A 17,541-nucleotide genomic window follows, 5' to 3' on the forward strand; every position below is an offset into this window, starting at 1 on the left:
TTTGGTGCGATCAAGATAACTTCATGTCCTATGGATTGGCAAAAACGCCCCCAAAAGTGGGAAGTAGCACAGGACTCCATTACGACGGTGCAAGGCGGTTGTTTGAGTAACCAGGATTTTAGTTTGGCTTTGCTGAATGGTTTCTCTGTAGCGACATGATTGCCAACCAGCTTACAAACCTGGAATGAGCTTTTTGCTAAATCAATAGCAATGGTCGTAGACTTATTCATGTATGGACTCCTAAAGATTATGGTTTGGTCACCAGTAATTTTAGCTCCCTCTTGAGGGAGGGAGTCCATACATCGTGAAACTTCATAGCGAAAATCGCTAGGACAATGGGTAAAATCAGGGTTCACCAACAAGTTTGGGATCGACTTTCCCGATTGGTCGATACGATCCGCCAGGTATTCTATTTTGTTGCGGCTGCTACCCGTAGGTAGATTGTCACGAACGCTCATTGCTACCACTCCATCAATTGTACTTTGTCGCCCGCTTGCCCAGTTAGGGTAAAGCTTGCAGTCGAGTCGATTTCCAGTTTTTCACCTGCATCCAGGCTGAAAGTACCGACCATAACGGCGGCCGTGTTCATTAAGGGCGCTTTTAAGAGCAGTTTTAACCTGGCTTCATTGGCAGGTATTTCATGCGGAAAGAGAGAGACTTCACTGGTCGTCAGTGTGTTGCTGCGCCTGATACCAATCTCTTGATTCGCTGCCACTTTCAACACTGGCATAGACTCAATACGCACATATTGTTTGTCAGCAATGGTCAACGCAGGCATAGACGCCACACCGACTTGCTGACCGCCAGCAAGAACCACATCCGGCAAGGTACTAACCCCAATTTGCTGACCTTGCGCCACCTGAATGGCTGGCAGTTGTGTCACGATCACTTGCTGTCCCTCCGCGAGTTCGACTGGTGGTAGGCTTGCGACCTGAACGGCGGGCATCTTGGCAACATCCACAGGTGGCATCGACTCCACCGCCAATTTTTGCCCTTCAATGGGCGGCGTATAATCGCCAATCCCGTGTTCCAGTTCGACCACTCCAATGGCGGTAATCAAAACGCGCCCCAACAAGCCGGAATTGGACTTATAAAGTGATTTCTGAGCCAGATTGACGCGCTCGCCTGTCGATTCAATCTGTAGCTCTACTTTGCCCTGGGAGGTTTCGATGAATACCCATTCCGAAGACAGCGTGACGGGAATGGTCATCCCTTCTTTAAAGTCGAGTTGCATTATTTCACCGCCTTAGCTGCCACGACGCCCATCACCACTATGATGATGCCAACGAGGATCAACTGCTGTTTGTTAAGCTGACTTTGCCCGCCATCTTTGTTGAACTTGGCCAACTCCATCATGGCGTTCAGGTTCTTAGAGTTTTGCGCCGCCTGATTGCCTGCCAGCCCGGCGACCATTTGCAGGTTTTCGCTGTTGGTAGCACTGAATTCATCCAGGGCGTTCTCCGCAAACATGATGGTTTTTTCGCTGTTGGCGGCCACCGCACCAAGGGCATCGTCAAACACCCCATCGGCAAACCCCAAGGTTTCGTCCAAGGCGTTATCGGCAAAACTGAGTGCCTTTTCCCCCATTTCAAACGACTTTTCTACCGCACCGTGGTCGGTGGCGGTCACGTTGATGGTGGAGTTGTTTACTCCACTGATTGCGGTGCCAAGGTTGTCACCTTCAATGGCATTTTGACCGCTGACATTGGTTGTATTACTGCTACTGCTTGAGCTGGAGCTGCCACCCATTGATTAAACTCCCATTTCCATGCGCGTGGCGTTCCCGCTTGCGCTTTCTGTGGTGTTGAGGCGGCGACATAACCGTGCCACCAACGGAAAGTGTGTATCGGCAGAGATGGTTTTCAGTCCGGCCTCTTTTACGTAGCGTTTAAGCTCACGCATTGCTGGCACCACGCCTTTACCCGATACGCCCCAAAGAAAATACGAATGTCCGACTATCTCGCCCGCAATGGTGATTTTGTAGTTCTCACCAATGAGTTCGTACAAGCCGACACGCCCTGCCATCACTTCACGTTTGAGTAAGTCAAAGTCCTGCCTGCAGGCGCGAAAGGCTGGCTTTAAACGTTGAATCGCGTCCGGGCATTGATGCAGGTATTCGATCATTTCTTTTTCACCATCAGATAGACCAGAATCACCAACACTATGCCTATTAGCCAAGGGTTCACACCGCCGCCCATATTAATGCCACCAACGCTGTAACTATTGCGTTGTTGGTTGCCGGACGTCGCAGGCCCCGCATGGCCACCACTGATAGGCATCGTGCCGTTATTGGTTAAGGTTCCTAGACCTGGAAACATTAATTGGCCCTCTTTGAATAGATAAGAAACAAACCGCCAAGGATGAGTAAGAGCCAAGCGGAGCGGCTCACTCCCTTGCTGAGAGTGAAGCCGCCGATAAGCCCAACACCACCCGCTAACACCATAAGAGGTAAAACAGGCACGTTAACCTCCCTTCTTGAGAGCTAGATAAACCGCACCGCCAACAATCAGCATCCCCGCACCAATAAGCAGATAGTTCTGCATTGGATTAGCTTGAGCGATCACATTACCGTCACGCTCCTGATAGTCGTTTTGGTACTTGCGCTGCTCGTCTGGGTTGCTCGATTCGGCTCGGTCCAACTCGTTGCCAAGTTTGACGCCAAGCCATTCATCCGAAAAATCACCTACGGTATCCATTGCACCCCCAAGGATTTCGCCGCCCGTTTCCAGAATGTCGTTAAACCATTCCATAGCGCCCCCTTACTTGGGTTGCTGCAATGCTTGAACCTGCTCGATGCCTTCAATCAGTACCGTGACGCTGCCAGCTTGTGACTTCTCAAGCTCAAACGTCAGTTGTTGCAGTGCGTTGGTAGACAAGCGCCCTTCAACACCAAAGCCGGTACGAATGAAATCGAGTGAGAACCAACCTGCATTTTGTTCCAGTCCGGCCACCGCCAGGTCATAAGCGTTATCCGCTTTGTTGACATTCATTTCTTCGCGGCCATCACGAAGTACACGAACGCGATCAATGGAGGCATCTTTGAAGTGCATACGCTTGATGGAATAGAACGGTGAACGCTCGGCAAAATCGAAAGGCGTTCGGCCAGCTGCGGCCGCAAACCAGGTAAGGCTGTACATACGTGGCAGGTAGTAACGCACCGATTGCGCGGCGGTGGTTTGCGCGCGAGCACGAATAGAAGGTGCAGCAAGGCCATTTTTTGGTTTCAGCTGGATATAGAGCATCCAGATTTCACCTTTCAGTGTCACCAGTTCGCCAGTACGGACGCCCACTTTGGTACGCAGTGTCAGATCACCAAACGGAATCACATAGCGTCCAGGCTGCGTGTACTGTTTGCGGTGTTCCTGGAAGTCCACCAAGTCCTGTGCGGATACGCTGATGATCTCTTTACCGTTCAAGGTTAAGCGCACGCGCTCAATGTCGGCAGGGTCTGTAATGTTCGTGACCAGTTCGAGGTTCTGGTAAGTGGGACCACTGACCAAACGCAATGTTGCCTGGTTGCCCCAGTTGACACCTTCAACCGGATCAAGCTCGCGTGGACGTGGGTTAAACGGAGTCTGAATCATTTCCATATTAGAACCACCCTGACTTGCCGTTTACGGTATCTTTCACGCCTTCCAGCGCAGAAATGTTGTTGATAGCCGCAAGCAGACCCAGAGTGATAGCCGCTGTCGTCAGCATGGGAACAAGCGTTTTCTTGTTAAGTGTCATAGTAAGCCCTTTTGCTTAGTGAACGATATGAACCGTTAGAAGGTGCTTACTGTTTTAAAAGGGAATGTTATTAAATGAAATATGGTCATACCTAATAGGTTACCCGTTATACCTATTAAGCAATTAAGTACATATATGATCTCAATCTCAGCATTAGTTCAATTGGTGGTATACGATGATTCGATTAATAACAAAAAGAAATTGGAGTCAATTTTGAGTGTGTGTAGGCTTAGTATAATTACTGCTATTGGCGTTTTGGCTACAGGTTGTTCGACTATCGATTATCATGTAGATGCGAAGACAGACTTTTTTTCAAAGCCTCCTGTCGGTGATGTAGTTGAAGCGTATGTGGGTGACTACATGATTGATCAAGGTAAGGCTACTACTATGGAGTACCTTACGATTAATCACTTTATCGACGGCGTCGCTTATGACATCCCAAAAGGGCTTTATGCAAGAATTGGCAGCTATAAAGGAACACCCTATTTTGCCGCCACAAATAGTTCAGGCCAAGCCATTGGCTATGTCGCTGGTCTTATTGATAGACCAATAGCTCTGCACGCCAACGACAAAGGTGAAATCTGCGTTACTTCTCAGTCTTACCAACAAGCCTCATGTTATCCAGCAAGTTATAAGATTGACTATAGAACTGTCACCAATAGTCAATCATTTCAACAGACCCTTATTTACAATGGCTCCGTTGGCAACAAAATCAATATTTCCTATCGAGAGTTTTCAGACGGTACGGCTAGAAATGCTTTTACTAACAACGTCGAATACGATATGGACAAGTCAAATCTCATAAGTTACAAGGGTGCACAACTTAAAGTATTGAATTACGATAATACTTCTATCAAGTTTAAAGTGCTAAAGCACTTTAGGTCAGATTTTTCTCTGCAGTAGCAATTAAAAAAGGTCGCTGAGCGACCTTTTTTATTAACTTCGACAGTCCACCGAACCCCACTCAACATTACCTATTCCATTGCCAAACAAAAGATACTGAGCAACACCGTGGTTGTGCTCGGCGGTTTTCAGAGCACTAATGTTGCGTACATCGTGTCCCTTTGCCTTAGATACGTATTCGGCATCGCTAGCAGACGCTAATCCCCCAACCCACCAATTCACCGATTGAGTCACTACAGTTTTGGGAACCTCCTGCATCCTCTGAAAAAGCGAGTGCATCACAAGTCCGAACTGGCGACCACCACGCCAAAGTTCCCCGGCTTTGCCTTTGAGTTTGCCGGAGGTCTCCACCGCTGATGCCAGTTCTTCGATCACCACATGAAACTCTGGTTTGTTGCCATCGCCCAGGCTCCAAATGATGGCCGCGAAGGTTTCGAGGTTTTGTACATTGGCGTCTTTGACCAGGGCTATTTTGAACGCTGCCTTTTTCTTTCTGGCCGTCACTAATGCCCTGGCGAACGGCGCAAACTCGGTGAAGGTCTGAACCATTTGCCCTTTGAACTTTTTGCCCGCGTAGTTTCGATATGGATCAAAGAAGGCGACTTGCGCCCCCTTTGGTACGGTATCGAGTTTCTTAACGGCGGTTGTTTTACCGCCGCCCGTAGTCGCAACATACAAGGTATGTTTGGGCGGCAGAGAAACGTTGCTGTTTTTCGGCTCTGGCAACCTAAGCGGCTTTGGCTTCTTCGCCATCCTTACCCCCTTGTTTGAGTGCAGCGTCATTGGCGGCTTTTTCAGATTGAAGCCGTTTGATAGTAGTAAAGCCGGAGTATCCGAGGCCAAATGTTGCCAGGCCAAACAGGATTTCCTCTTTGTACGCATCAAACCAGCCAAGCCAGGTTAGCCCATACTTTTCAACCAATGGCGCCGTGGCTTCTAGGAATTTTTGTTTGGCGGTTTCATCAAACGCAAACTCCACACCCGCAGCGCTGGAAATGTACTGTTCAGACATAAACAAGCCCATTTCCGTCATTCCTACCACGGCAGCGCTGTCCATACCGGATTGCTCTGGTTCGGATGGCTCTAACGGTTCGCCACTTAGCTCGTTGTCGAGCTGGGCAAGATCATCCAATCCGGTCTGAAACTCGGCATCGTTCGCCGCTTCAATATCCTGGTTAGCTTCGTGCTCGTTGTTCATTGGTTTTGCTCCCTGTTTTCAATAGCAAATAGATAAACGTGATAAGGCCAACCGCCCCTAACAAATAAGTTATAGTGCGTTGGCTTATTGCTTCTTTGGGTTGAATTTCGCTTTCAAGCTCGGTCAAATCAGGCTCGAAAACCGTTTGGATTAATGGTTTTGGTACTGGCTTTGCCTCGGTTTCAACGGTTTCGTCAGGTAATGTTTCAAAGTCCGTTTTGTTAGGCTTCATATAGTTAGTAATCCAGTCCTGAAACGCCTGACCTTTGCCTTGCTGAAAGCCGCAGCTTGGGCAGTTGTAATACAGCCGCCCTGTATTGCGTTTGTTCTTGGGTGGCTGTCCATCCTGCATGATGCGGTGTTCTCCCACTGCATGAACCGATGCCACATGATGACAATCGGGCATGTGGCAACGCAAATACCCTTTGATCGGATTCTTACTTGCCATTCAATACCCCTTCGAGTTCCTGCAAACGTTCATTGGTGAGCCTCATCCAGACCAGGCACAATCGAAGTGGCGCCATCAGCTTTTTGGTAAAGGGATTGGATGACGCTTTGTTGACTTCCTGCTCTAGCTGCTCGGTAATTTGCTGTGCTTTTTCCAATGTGAGTATCCTTCTAGTGATTGATTGAACGTTATGCCTGTAACTGCTCTTTAAATGTGTCGGTAGATAACACTACGCCCACAGTTCCTTCATTGATGAACAGCTTTGCTTGTTCGCGGTCAATTTCCGTTGCACTTGGCGTGGTAGCATGCTCTGCATTGGGCGCTAGAACGGCGATGTAATCACCCATCACACCCATATTCATGTAAACAAATACCGCTTTAGAATCGACGCTAGCTAACAGTGTTTCTGTGTTGACGAGTTTTGACATTGTGATGCTCCTTTCGTTAGTGATAAAACGTGGCCGCTCGTTCCCACAAATCCCACGCCAGCGATTGTTGCTGCTCGATATAATGGGGATGTACGCAGTTCTTAGCGTTGTCATCGTTGAGCAAGGCCGACCAATACGCCTGCCGCTCTAAAAAGGTTTGATAGTCATCCTGGTATAGCTCTTGGGCTTGTAGCCGAATATCTGCAAGATCATCCTCAGCGTATAGAGGACGCATAGACCAACCCCGCGCACCCGCCGCCCATCTAAGGAACTGGTCAACACGAAGGTTGGCATTGTCATCAAAGGTAATGGAAAACCGATTATTGGCGCTAACGTGCATTCGCTGATTCTTGAGCGAGTTGCTCGCCTGCTTGATTTCAGACTCAAGCCATTTGATTTTTCGCTGTAGCTTGTTTTTAGTCGTTATGTCGCCTTTGTTTTTCGCTACGGCCATGCCTGCAATGCTATTTTCCAGGCGCTTTTGATGGCGTTTAATGCAGCGCTTAATTGGCTTTTTCCATTGGTCGAGCTTGTAACCCAACTCGCTGATAATGCCTGCCATGTTTCCGGCTTCGAAGCTGGCTAATGTCTCCCAACTTGGTGCTCTGGAACATGCCGCCATGTTGTAGCGATTCCCTCTGATGATGCCCTGGTCTGCGTTGCTGCCTTTTGCGGCATAGCCCACCGCTTTGATGATGTAGGTTCCGGCTGCCTTGGGTTGCCTGATACGTTCTAGCTTGGCAAATCCGTTACCCCACAACTTTTCGATACGTTCTGCCCAGGGAATGAACAGTTCTGGCGCCATGTCCCAATCCATTAGCAAATGAACGTGTGGATTGGGTTCGCCATCGTCATTAGCAGGACACTCGGCAACCCACAAATAGTGAAAGTCACTCGGATCTGCCAATACCGAGGCTTCGATTCGTGGAATTGGACAATACAAACGCCCGCTTTGGCTGTCACGCTCGGTTATGTTGGCTTTAAACCCACGGCGGCGCAGCTTCTTAAGGGCATTAACCAGCTTAGACACTTCGGCGCCAATCGTGGTTTTAGCGCCAATGACCTGCCACAGTTTTTCCGGCCTGGCGAATGTCGGGCAGTAATCCCCGGCAATGTCACCGTTCTGGTTCATCAGCTTGGGTTTTCGCGCTTTGCCCTTGTACCACTCAAAGGCGGTATAGGGTCCGGCAATGTCTTTGACCGGATCAGCAAAATTCTGTTTAAACTCTACAGGCGAATACGGCAGTCCTTCGGAGGTGAAGTCTGTACCATCGAGGACACGGCGGCGCCTGGCACTGTCAAAAGTGAGCGTTAAAAAGGTTTTGAAACCGCCATGCTTGATGGCAACATACGCCCCGCTTTCAAAGATGTTTTTCACCGCACGACTGGTGAGTTTTTCGGTAAACCGATCACCACTGTTTTGGTCTGGTGCGTTACCAGCGGGCGTCTCTACGATTTGCTGAACACGTGTCTGCTGTGACCAGTCGCGGCGCTGCAGCTGGACTTTTACCAACGGTTTTTTGTCAGCCAATGAACGTTTGTTGTTGCTGTTTCGCACCTCGCCTTTGGCAACATCGGCAAATGTGGCGCTGTACGGCGCTCTGTGATACTTCTCAGGATTGAATACTAACGGGACGCTTAACGACTTTTCTAGTGATTTCATGCGGTTGCGAAAGCGTGAGGCGGCATAAAATTGCTTCTTTCCCTCTGTCCGACTTTTGCGCCCTTTGACTAGGCTATTATTTCCGGCTTGCGCCGCCGCTTCGCGGAGGTGTTCCGAGATCGTTTTGACACGGTATGGGGTTAGTTGCTCGGCCAACTTGAGTTTTTCGGCTTGCTCAGACTCCCATTCCAAGAAATTGGAACCAAAAAAACCGCACGTGGATGCGGTAAATTGGTTTCTCGCTTGGGACGATTGCCGGAGCGCCCCAAGTGCGTAGAGAGTAGCTTTTTCCTGAGCGGGTGACTCGCACCCGGCAAATTTTGCGATGAGTTCTGTCATGCCATCACCACCAGGCGCTTATCGCCCTCCAGTGGCACGATGGCAATACATGTCGCCATAAACGTGACACTGTTCTTGGCGTAGTCCTCACATACCGCAACCGCTGAATAAAAGTTACGGGGTGCTTCAAAAGGCAGTGTTTCACCTGTTGGCATACAGGCTTCATTGGAAAATATCTGGACAGTAGCCATGTTACCCCCTAATTCGTGGAAGAATCCGCGCCATCAACGGTTAAAACCTCCGGCGCTTCATCTTGCTTGCGGATTTGGGTAGCACAGGGATAGACAGGCTCGCCATAATTGGTAGCGCCTATCTTGTTTAACCTGGCCGCGTAGCGGTGCAGTTTGTCGCTGCCGCCATCACTTCGGATGCAACACACAACCACGTCTTTACGATACAACCAAAGGTTGCCTTCGATGGTTTCCAGTTCAAACGCATCAAATCGCACGTTGGCTTCGCCGCAGTTGGCTATAAAACTATCTTCTATTTGGGACTTCCAGAACAATACGCTCATGCTGCGCCCTCCAAAGAGAAAGAATTCACGTTTCTGCCCATACCACGAGAGAAACAATAGGTGCTTTGCGGCTCGGATTCTTTTAGTCGTTGACGAAGCGTATTCTCAAGAGCGGCTACGCGCAGATGTTGGCTTTGAAGTTTGGCGATCAAATACACACTTCGCGCTTCAAACGGAAACCAAGGATTCAGCTTATCGAGCGAGTCGAGCAGATCACAGGTGCGGTTAACACCCAAGGAGCGATACAGGCCATCCGACTGAAGATAGACCGCCGTGAAATCGCCACGGCGAGCTGCCGAACGAATTAAGGACACTCTTTGCTTAATGGTTTTCATCTTTACGCCCTCCCGTAACATGCCTGGCGAAACCGTGCCGGAACCAAGGTTTGAGATTTTTTCGGGAGCGCTGCCGCCACCTGTTTGCGCAATTCTGCTACTCTTTGAAGCGAGCGCTGGGTTTTGGTGGCATCAAACTCACCACATCCGGCCATATCGGGACACGGTGCGTGAATGGGATCGGTAATGGGTAGATCAACAATGGATTGTGACGGTGTGTAGGTTACGTCCATGAATTTTGCCTCCGCAAGCTGTTTCATAGTGGTCGTAACCACAGTAGGTCAATTAACTTTACAAGGCAAACGAGTTGCCCTGATGAAAGTTGCATAATGTCGCGGTAGAATTTAACAAATGACGGAAATCAGGGTGAGCTAGAAATGAACTTCACAAATGAACTTTTGGATAGCGTAAAACGCAGATATGGCCTAACCTCAGACTATCAACTTTGTAAGAAGTTAGGCGTATCCTCAAGTCGCATTGGTAACTACCGCTCTGAGCGCAGTGTTCTCGATTGGGACATGGCGTTTAAATTAGCTGATATGCTACAGGTTGATGATCAATATGTGGTATACGGTTTACTCGAAGATAAGTACAAAAACCCTCGCCTGGTCAATGCGTTGCGCCAAGGCGAAGCCGTATAACTTAAATTGACCCGTTTATACATAATGCGCACTTAGGTGTGCGTTTTTAACATCATTTCTTTTCGCGCTTTGCTCCTTGTGCGATCTTCAAAATCATCAGAAATCTCCAGATCTATCCACCTAAGTCGTTTTTGTGGCTATCCACAGCGAAAACTATTTCTACTTTTACGTATTTACTTGAGTATGTTGCGGATTCCACGCAGAAATTCCTGGTTCTGAAAACTCCCAATGCTAACCAAGCATCCTAATCAGGAGCAAGCAAATTGTTTCTGCGTGGTACCACCGTCGTGGTTGAGGAACAACATTTTGTATTCAGTGTCCACTATCAGTCATTTCACCGCACACTGCCGTCGCTAAAGTTGGTCACTTCAACCCAATTGACTGGTATTTGTTCGCGATGAGCGCATGCCAAATCATTTCAGGCAGATGCTCATAAACGTACTAAAAAACCAAGTACCGTTTTCGAACTGTTTGAAACAAATCTGACGTACAGTCTTAGTTGTCATCACCTTTGCCGTTTCGCTCTGGATAGTTGCGTCAATCACCTTAAAATGGTGATTACAGTATGTCGCGCTATTAAGGGCTAGTTTTGGGCTACAACTGTCTATCGGCATCTGTCAGACACAAACAAGCACTCTGTATGCGTAGCCTACTTATTTACCGGTCATTTGTAGTAAGTTCAGGCGCTAACTTTTACTCATAACATTAATAATTCATTTACTAATCATAACATTGAATTCAGTAAATATACTTTTCTCACTCCAGCAAGCTTATCTGACATATTGTTAATACAAATTATTGTTGCGACAAAAACTCATCACCCACAGAAATACATCCCCTTCATAATGCGTCATATAAATACTCCAGGAAAATAACAATACGATATATCGTCAATATGAAATATACAATTATCTACTATTATTTACCACTTGAAACACACAAAGTGAGAGTATTCGCACTGGCTTTATATTCATCATCTGTCACAGGTATCCATCTCTCACATCTAATAAACAGGCCAAATCAAACATAAAAACACTAGATGTGGTTAGCTTCACACTACCAATGAGATTCATACACAGGCCTTAGCATTCGGACCGAAACCATAAACCGCGACGCCCCGCTCGATAATGGCTGGAGCTTCTATTATTTCTTCTGTGGATGATTTTATATTTTTAGTTATTTTTATTGTGAAAGATTGATATTTTAACTTTACAAACCTTACGTAATGTTGAATCCTTAAATCAAATTCAAGACAAATTTCTTCTTATATAAATCAGAAAAGGATTATTTCAATGGCACTACCAATAGAATGGTTTCAATCCAGTTATTCACGCATTCAGAGATGGGATATTCAAGGCTTATCACTTATAGAGGCAGAAATAGCTTTGGAAACTTATTTGACTGACAACAACCCTATTTCCCTGGAAATGGCTGACTATATTGCAGAGAACTGGACTGGAAGAAGAGTTCAAATGCTGGATGCCGAATCTCGACGCACTCTAATGAAAATCTGGGATGAGAGAGAAATCACCGCTATAGCTTAACCCGAATAAAGGAATCACTACCAACCCTTTTAGTTATAGTGCGTTAGATGGGTAAGATTAAAGGGCTCCTTAACGCCCTTTAACTCTCAAATTAGCGGGTTTTCTTCTTACCCTTGGACTTGAAACTCTGATGTGGGAAAACATTTCTGATACGCTGCTGGCTATTTTTACTTACGTTGCTACTAAACTTCAGCTTCATGCCGCTTCGGGTTTGGTAGACCTTTAGCATGCCAGTTGTTTTGTCACGTTCGACAATGTCTTTTAAGTTGTGGCGAAATGAAGGTGGCATGTGCCCTTTAACGGTAGCCAGCTCCCCACTCTCAAACTTAACCGTTAGAACAGGCCTGTCTACTGCAACAAGCCAAAAAATGATGATTGCACCAATAAGAACTACGTACAGCATGACCTCTCCTTTTTGAACGCTTAGTCAGACAGCAACTTGCTCAAATCCTCTTTTAAACTGCTTACCGTTTGAGTCGCTTTTTCACTTCGTGATGCTTCACTCAACAGATACTCGATCGCTTCGGAAAGCGTACAGCCTAATTCGTTCGCACGATGTGACAACTTTTCCCAGACGCGAAAATCCAAATCAATGGACTTCTTTTTAGTGTGGACTTGTTCAGCGTTATAATGTCGTTTTCGCTTGGCTCGAATCGCTTGCTTAAGCTTATTGTCCAGTTCGGCAGACATATGTTCATCAATCCACTCCAAAACCAGAGTAGGTTCATGCTCTAATGACTTGAGCTTAGCAACTGCTTGATCAATTTCACTGTTATCGATATAGCGTGTGATATTTTCACCTTCACGCCATTTTTTTGATAAATACTGCCACTTCCAACCGCATTCAAGGTTTTCAAGTTGTTGGTATTTCATTGGTTTGCATCCCTACTCCGTTTACAGTGACAGCGTAACCCAAGTTGTTTGTTAACTCAACAACCGAACGCCAATTCTGAGAATTTGCTCCCGATTAACCTCAGGCAATTGCTAACGTTAGGTCCCATTTCGTTGTATACTCCATGCAAATTTTGAAGAAGTTAGTTAGCAATGAATCAAGTCCACTGGCAAGACGTATGCCCACAATATAATGACTATCAAACCATCATAAACACTGCGCATACTTTACCTCCCGTTTCTTTACTGGAGTTGCAACCTCGTTTACGTTCTGCCTTGAGGTTTTTCGTTTCTGATGCCTGTCAATCTAAGGTACTGGTCATCAAAGACGGCGATAGCCTCAAGTATCGCCAACTCATTGCTAATGAACTGTCCTCCCTGGGTAAAGTGGCGGTAGTAACCACAGATACCAACCCTGACCTTTTGTTTGACCGCTATCAAGCGCTCAATAATGAGGTACATGTTTCTCCTGGTTTGATAACACAAGCACAAGGGGGCGTGTTAGTGGCTTCGACACAGGCTTCATTAAACTCTTTTGATTTGTGGTCAAACATCAAGACGCTACTACTCGGTTCGAAACTAGATAGCCTCCCGCTCGAAACCAAACAACGTGTTCTTGAGCCACCAAAGTTCATGTCAGACTTCAAAATGATTGTCATGGGAGAAAGAGATCAACTTGCCGAATTGGATTACGCCGACAGCGAATTCCGAAGCGGGTTCATGCAATACACTGAGTTAGAAAGCGATCTAAAACTGTCTCTGGACAATGTTGAACTCTACTTTGGTTACATCAATGGATTGCTTGCACAATATCTACCCACTTACCGTATCGATAATTCCGGGTACTTGCGTCTTCTTCAGGCAGGTGCGAGAGACACGGAAGATAAGCAGTACCTGCCTTTATCAATCGAATGGCACTTAGCTCTGCTTGGTGAAGCCTCATCATTTAGTCAAGACAATACGATTACGGCCGCAGATATCGAAGCGGCTATCCAGGCAAAACGAAGCAGAGAGGCTTACCTACCTGAACGCGCAATAGACGACATACTCGAAGGTCAGGTGGTCATTGAAACACAAGGCAAACAAGTCGGTCAGGTTAACGGTCTGACAGTCATTGATATTCCAGGTCACCCTGTCACTTATGGCGAGCCTGCACGAATCTCCTGTGTGGTTCATTTTGGTGACGGAGACGTATCCGACGTTGAGCGCAAGGTCGATCTTGGAGGGAACATTCATGCCAAAGGAATGATGATCATGCAGGCATTTGTTTCGTCAGAACTGGATCTAGACGCCCCACTGCCTTACTCTGCGTCCATCGTGTTCGAGCAATCTTATTGTGAAGTTGACGGAGACAGTGCTTCACTTGCGGAATTATGTTCTTTAGTCAGTGCGCTATCGGGTTATCCGATTGATCAACAAATTGCGGTGACTGGTGCAGTTGACCAGTTTGGCCGAGTGCAGGCCGTTGGCGGATTAAATGAGAAAGTCGAAGGCTTTTACAGTGTCTGTAAGCACCAGGGACTCACTGGTAAACAAGGTGTTGTATTGCCCAAAACTAATATCCAACATTTGGCGCTAAGTACAGAGGTGTTGGAAAGTATTAAACAAGGTGAATTCCATATCTGGTCGGCGACGCATGTAGATGAAGTCATCCCGCTTCTTATGGACAAACCGTTTAAGAGTGAAACCGAAGACAGCGTGATCGGTAAGATAGCTGAACGTATTGAAAACTTTGAGAAACACGAAATGCCGGAAACTTTGTTAGAAAGGATTAAAAACTGGTTTGTCTAGTCGTGGTCGGACTTGTCTAGCGTACACCTGTTCACTAAGATGCTCATACCAAAAATTGGAGTAATTTAATAATGCAAAACAGACGTGAATCATATACTCGTGAAGATCTACTAGCCTCTGGCCGCGGTGAATTATTTGGCGAAGGCTACCCTCAGTTACCAGCACCTAATATGCTGATGATGGACCGTGTAACTAAAATGTCTGAAACCGAGGGTGACTTTGGTAAAGGTTTGATTGTTGCAGAATTAGATATCACCCCTGACCTGTGGTTTTTCGACTGCCACTTTATTGGCGACCCAGTAATGCCAGGCTGCCTTGGCCTAGATGCTATGTGGCAACTTGTTGGCTTCTACCTGGGCTGGATTGGCGGCGAAGGCAAAGGCCGCGCACTTGGTGTGGGTGAACTGAAATTTACTGGTCAGGTACTCCCGACTGCTAAAAAAGTAACGTATGAACTGCACATGAAGCGCGTAGTAAACCGTAAGCTAGTTATGGGTATTGCTGATGGCCGAGTACTGGTTGATGGCAAAGAAATCTACGTTGCTAAAGATCTAAAGGTAGGCCTGTTCAAGGACACTTCTACGTTCTAAGCCTCTATTGGTTTGCTAAGCGTATTGTCGAGCGACTCTTCAGAGTCGCTTTTTTTCTCTCTATTCACTTAGTTATAGTGCGTCAGCCAATATGACCAGCAACAAAAAAGACCTCATTAAGAGGCCTTTTTCGCTACTTCAATGTGCTCCCGACTACTTGAAGAGTCCTGAATTTTTATCATCTCTCGCGTCACGCCAACCGCCTAGCCAATATGACTTAGCATCCATTTGTTGATAGGGACAGGTTTCCATAGATCGGCCATTCAATCCAGCTTTGTAACCCTGTGATTGAGCTCTTTCTAGACGATCTCGTTTTTGTCTCTTCATAGTACGGTCCTCGCTATACAAAGTCAGTTTCCCGACTTTCTATCATTAAAGATTGATGGAGCTTTTGTGACTCCTCTTTAATAATTACGCATTATTGACACGATCTCAAGGCACAAAAAAATCCCAGATTCGGAACTGTGAACCTGGGATTTTTGTCACTTGTGACTACTTGTTACGACGTAACCCAAAGAAACCAAGGAAAATCAGAGCCATCCAACCCAGACTCCCCCCTTTACGCTCAACTGGTGGCGCTTCAATCCCACGAGGCTGAATATCGGCTGATGTCGCATTTGCGATCGGGATCAACTTAACTGCAACCACTTTCTCTCGTTGCTGCCCATTGCCACAATAAGAGTTATGGCCCGTCGTGTCATAGCCGCCGTCACATTTAAGCGCGGTAGCAGCAATCACGCCATCGTCATTGATGTCCGCTGCGTCAACAATACGGAACTGGTTGTTACCGCCTTTGTTACCATCATTAGTGAGATCATCTAATAGCCACGGTTTCCCCTGGAAAATCGCAAAGCGGTCTGCATCAGTACCCGCGGTATTGTAAGGATAGATAAAGCCACGTTGGCGACGCTTTTTGCCGAAGTATTCCGTCGACTGCTCAGCGTCAACAGCACCAACGATCTCGTTGAAGTTGTTTATAGCTCCGGTTTCACCACCGACACCACGGAAGAAGATACCACTGTTGCCGTTCAGCTCATCGAAATAACGAGCTTCGGCAGCGCCAGATGAAGGGTTAACGGACGCCAAGAACATTCTGTTCGGCGCAGCACCATTCTCGCGCTTATCTCCGCGACGCTTCGCTTCACCGATTAAGATAAGGTTATTATTTATATCAGTAGCAACAGAGTTGCTGTAAACAAAATCATCACCACTTTTTACTGTCGAGCGACTAATACGTACAGGTGACCAATAGTTGCCATCCTCAATGGTAGAACCATCAGTTGACGGTTTGAAGACCGTTGCCTCCATAAACACGTTACTGCCATCTTGAAAACTGTTCAGGCCAACGAGCACAGGTTTACCATTCATATCACCGGCCACCTGGCTCATGACTGCTGCACGTGCACTGCCTTGCATGGCTTTTTTGTCCACATTGCGTGATGTGCCATTAGTCCAGTTAGACGCCTGAATAGCATTACCATCACTCCAGACCGCAGCCTTAGTAGCAAAAGCGAAATTCTGACACTCACGCAAAGCCGCTGGGTCGTCCTTTCCTAAACAGTTGTTGAGGTCACCACCCCAGTTTTTATTGTCATCGTTGTAATCAAAAGGCCCAACAGCAGCACTTCCGACAAAATAGGTCTTAGAGCCATCATTAAACGAACCCCAGGCCATAGTACGGCCCATTTGAGTCGTAATTAACTTCTCTGCATCTGTGCCGTCATTTGCAAGCGGTAGCAGCATCGTTGTTGTATTACCATCATAGACAAACCCTCTATGACGATATGCCGTCGCCAGGTTACCAGCACTGGTTTTGTAATAACCTGAACTGGTATTACCCAGCACCGCGCGATTCTCAGCTAGATTATTGATGACGACATTCTCTGACTTCAGTTCGGCAGCACCGACTCCTGCTGGTTTATAATCAGAGGTCGGAGATACCATAAGACGACCACCTGCTGATGGCGAAGTAGCATCTGAAGAAGCAGACAGTTCTTCAAATGCAAGTGCATTAGAGAAATAATCATCTTCTCCAGGCTGATTACCCCAACCCGTTTGTGATGATGTTAAGAAAGCATCGCGCTCTCTTTGAAGGCCGCCATATTGACTGAAACTCCTCCACATTTTGTCAGTCCACGCAGGGTCGCATGTCTGATAGCCGAGCTCTGAACGGCAGTAGTCTCGGTTGCGTCCCCAATCGGTGTAATAAAAACTCGAATCGTAATTGAATGGCACTTCCTGGCGATACGAGTGACCTTCAGAGCCATTGCGAGAATCACCGGCCAGTATGTATGCAGGGCAGCTTGTACCCTGTTGAAAACACCCTTTAGGTTCAGCTGTTAAATCACGGGTAGTCTGCTCGATCGCCGAGCCATAAAACTCAGTAAACTGTGCGTCATAAATGCCATTAGCACTCATATCGCTACTAGGGTCTACCTCAACAACCTTATAAAGCGCTGCCTGACTTGATGTGGCAGCCATCACACTGGCTGCAAGTAATGAAATTTTGAAATTAATACGACTCATG

At 47.0% G+C, this 17,541-nt stretch carries 26 protein-coding genes and 1 pseudogene; 5 read left to right on the forward strand and 22 right to left on the reverse strand.

All coding sequences use genetic code 11. The features are described 5' to 3' along the window. The 8 genes and pseudogenes from C4S60_RS23435 to C4S60_RS23655 form a co-directional block, all read right to left on the reverse strand. Window positions 1-230, reverse strand: a pseudogene (locus C4S60_RS23435) (IS110 family transposase); the annotation flags it as partial. A gap of 230 nt (window positions 231-460) precedes the next feature. Continuing rightward, on the reverse strand, window positions 461-1,234 hold the full coding sequence (locus C4S60_RS10510; RefSeq protein ID WP_103880309.1) for a hypothetical protein: 774 nt from the start codon (window positions 1,232-1,234) through the stop codon (window positions 461-463). After that, window positions 1,234-1,749 (reverse strand): chemotaxis protein, encoded by a 516-nt coding sequence (locus tag C4S60_RS10515; RefSeq protein ID WP_103880310.1) that lies wholly within the window; start codon window positions 1,747-1,749, stop codon window positions 1,234-1,236. The genes C4S60_RS10510 and C4S60_RS10515 overlap by 1 nt, the downstream gene beginning before the upstream one ends. A 3-nt stretch (window positions 1,750-1,752) precedes the next feature. After that, window positions 1,753-2,124 (reverse strand): DNAase, encoded by a 372-nt coding sequence (locus C4S60_RS10520; protein WP_103880311.1) that lies wholly within the window; start codon window positions 2,122-2,124, stop codon window positions 1,753-1,755. Then, a complete protein-coding gene (locus tag C4S60_RS10525; RefSeq protein WP_103880312.1) occupies window positions 2,121-2,318 on the reverse strand; it encodes a hypothetical protein in 198 nt (65 codons plus the stop codon). Before C4S60_RS10525 ends, C4S60_RS10520 begins: the two co-directional genes overlap by 4 nt. 144 nt (window positions 2,319-2,462) lie before the next feature. Then, window positions 2,463-2,750, reverse strand: coding sequence for a hypothetical protein (locus tag C4S60_RS10530; RefSeq protein ID WP_103880313.1), 288 nt, complete (start codon window positions 2,748-2,750; stop codon window positions 2,463-2,465). Window positions 2,751-2,759: 9 nt separating this feature from the next. Continuing rightward, entirely contained in the window at window positions 2,760-3,590 is an 831-nt protein-coding gene (locus C4S60_RS10535; RefSeq protein ID WP_103880314.1) for a major capsid protein P2, read from the reverse strand. A 1-nt stretch (window position 3,591) separates the two neighbouring features. Beyond that, window positions 3,592-3,729, reverse strand: coding sequence for a hypothetical protein (locus C4S60_RS23655; protein WP_167390973.1), 138 nt, complete (start codon window positions 3,727-3,729; stop codon window positions 3,592-3,594). Window positions 3,730-3,864: 135 nt separating this feature from the next. Between C4S60_RS23655 and C4S60_RS10540 the strand changes: the two genes are divergently transcribed. Next, window positions 3,865-4,632: a hypothetical protein gene (locus tag C4S60_RS10540; RefSeq protein WP_208623262.1), complete on the forward strand. Its 768-nt coding sequence runs from the start codon at window positions 3,865-3,867 to the stop codon at window positions 4,630-4,632. Window positions 4,633-4,665: 33 nt separating this feature from the next. Here C4S60_RS10540 and C4S60_RS10545 read toward each other — a convergent pair whose 3' ends face one another. Genes C4S60_RS10545 through C4S60_RS10580 form a run of 10 tightly spaced genes read right to left on the reverse strand, consistent with a single transcriptional unit; the run spans window position 4,666 to window position 9,790 of the window. Continuing rightward, window positions 4,666-5,385 carry a hypothetical protein gene (locus C4S60_RS10545; RefSeq protein WP_103880315.1) on the reverse strand — a complete coding sequence of 240 codons (720 nt, stop codon included), beginning with the start codon at window positions 5,383-5,385 and terminating at the stop codon, window positions 4,666-4,668. Beyond that, window positions 5,360-5,830 carry a hypothetical protein gene (locus tag C4S60_RS10550; protein ID WP_208623263.1) on the reverse strand — a complete coding sequence of 157 codons (471 nt, stop codon included), beginning with the start codon at window positions 5,828-5,830 and terminating at the stop codon, window positions 5,360-5,362. The genes C4S60_RS10545 and C4S60_RS10550 overlap by 26 nt, the downstream gene beginning before the upstream one ends. Beyond that, window positions 5,808-6,278: a hypothetical protein gene (locus C4S60_RS10555; RefSeq protein WP_103880316.1), complete on the reverse strand. Its 471-nt coding sequence runs from the start codon at window positions 6,276-6,278 to the stop codon at window positions 5,808-5,810. Before C4S60_RS10555 ends, C4S60_RS10550 begins: the two co-directional genes overlap by 23 nt. After that, window positions 6,268-6,435, reverse strand: coding sequence for a hypothetical protein (locus C4S60_RS23660; protein ID WP_167390974.1), 168 nt, complete (start codon window positions 6,433-6,435; stop codon window positions 6,268-6,270). Before C4S60_RS23660 ends, C4S60_RS10555 begins: the two co-directional genes overlap by 11 nt. A 31-nt stretch (window positions 6,436-6,466) precedes the next feature. Next, window positions 6,467-6,706 carry a hypothetical protein gene (locus C4S60_RS10560; protein ID WP_103880317.1) on the reverse strand — a complete coding sequence of 80 codons (240 nt, stop codon included), beginning with the start codon at window positions 6,704-6,706 and terminating at the stop codon, window positions 6,467-6,469. Between the two features lie 16 nt (window positions 6,707-6,722). Next, window positions 6,723-8,708 carry a hypothetical protein gene (locus tag C4S60_RS10565; protein WP_103880318.1) on the reverse strand — a complete coding sequence of 662 codons (1,986 nt, stop codon included), beginning with the start codon at window positions 8,706-8,708 and terminating at the stop codon, window positions 6,723-6,725. Beyond that, the gene (locus tag C4S60_RS23440) at window positions 8,705-8,899 is read right to left on the reverse strand and encodes a hypothetical protein (RefSeq protein WP_146060859.1); all 195 of its coding nucleotides are present in this window, start codon (window positions 8,897-8,899) and stop codon (window positions 8,705-8,707) included. Before C4S60_RS23440 ends, C4S60_RS10565 begins: the two co-directional genes overlap by 4 nt. An 8-nt stretch (window positions 8,900-8,907) precedes the next feature. Beyond that, a complete protein-coding gene (locus C4S60_RS10570; protein ID WP_103880319.1) occupies window positions 8,908-9,222 on the reverse strand; it encodes a hypothetical protein in 315 nt (104 codons plus the stop codon). Beyond that, the gene (locus C4S60_RS10575) at window positions 9,219-9,557 is read right to left on the reverse strand and encodes a hypothetical protein (protein ID WP_103880320.1); all 339 of its coding nucleotides are present in this window, start codon (window positions 9,555-9,557) and stop codon (window positions 9,219-9,221) included. The genes C4S60_RS10570 and C4S60_RS10575 overlap by 4 nt, the downstream gene beginning before the upstream one ends. Window positions 9,558-9,559: 2 nt before the next feature. Continuing rightward, window positions 9,560-9,790 (reverse strand): hypothetical protein, encoded by a 231-nt coding sequence (locus tag C4S60_RS10580; RefSeq protein WP_103880467.1) that lies wholly within the window; start codon window positions 9,788-9,790, stop codon window positions 9,560-9,562. Window positions 9,791-9,934: 144 nt separating this feature from the next. Between C4S60_RS10580 and C4S60_RS10585 the strand changes: the two genes are divergently transcribed. Beyond that, window positions 9,935-10,198, forward strand: a complete 264-nt coding sequence (locus C4S60_RS10585) for a helix-turn-helix domain-containing protein (RefSeq protein WP_103880321.1) — start codon at window positions 9,935-9,937, stop codon at window positions 10,196-10,198. A 1,292-nt stretch (window positions 10,199-11,490) separates the two neighbouring features. Then, on the forward strand, window positions 11,491-11,742 hold the full coding sequence (locus C4S60_RS10590) for a hypothetical protein (protein WP_103880322.1): 252 nt from the start codon (window positions 11,491-11,493) through the stop codon (window positions 11,740-11,742). Window positions 11,743-11,833: 91 nt separating this feature from the next. Here the strand turns inward: C4S60_RS10590 and C4S60_RS10595 are convergent, their stop codons facing one another. Both C4S60_RS10595 and matP read right to left on the reverse strand, forming a co-directional pair. Next, a complete protein-coding gene (locus tag C4S60_RS10595; protein WP_103880323.1) occupies window positions 11,834-12,145 on the reverse strand; it encodes a DUF3634 family protein in 312 nt (103 codons plus the stop codon). A 20-nt stretch (window positions 12,146-12,165) separates the two neighbouring features. Beyond that, complete coding sequence (matP, locus tag C4S60_RS10600) at window positions 12,166-12,615, reverse strand: macrodomain Ter protein MatP (protein ID WP_103880324.1); 450 nt, start codon at window positions 12,613-12,615, stop codon at window positions 12,166-12,168. A 171-nt stretch (window positions 12,616-12,786) separates the two neighbouring features. On the opposite strand from matP, the gene C4S60_RS10605 reads away from it, so the two are divergent. Then, entirely contained in the window at window positions 12,787-14,424 is a 1,638-nt protein-coding gene (locus C4S60_RS10605; protein WP_103880325.1) for a S16 family serine protease, read from the forward strand. A gap of 71 nt (window positions 14,425-14,495) precedes the next feature. Beyond that, entirely contained in the window at window positions 14,496-15,014 is a 519-nt protein-coding gene (gene fabA / locus C4S60_RS10610; protein WP_103880326.1) for a bifunctional 3-hydroxydecanoyl-ACP dehydratase/trans-2-decenoyl-ACP isomerase, read from the forward strand. A gap of 153 nt (window positions 15,015-15,167) precedes the next feature. Here the strand turns inward: fabA and rmf are convergent, their stop codons facing one another. Both rmf and C4S60_RS10620 read right to left on the reverse strand, forming a co-directional pair. Next, a complete protein-coding gene (gene rmf / locus C4S60_RS10615; protein ID WP_103880327.1) occupies window positions 15,168-15,341 on the reverse strand; it encodes a ribosome modulation factor in 174 nt (57 codons plus the stop codon). A gap of 165 nt (window positions 15,342-15,506) precedes the next feature. After that, the gene (locus C4S60_RS10620; protein ID WP_103880328.1) at window positions 15,507-17,540 is read right to left on the reverse strand and encodes a DUF3466 family protein; all 2,034 of its coding nucleotides are present in this window, start codon (window positions 17,538-17,540) and stop codon (window positions 15,507-15,509) included. Between the last annotated feature and the right edge of the window lies 1 nt (window position 17,541).

The sequence above is a fragment of the Vibrio hangzhouensis genome, assembly GCF_900107935.1.
Taxonomy (GTDB): domain Bacteria; phylum Pseudomonadota; class Gammaproteobacteria; order Enterobacterales; family Vibrionaceae; genus Vibrio; species Vibrio hangzhouensis.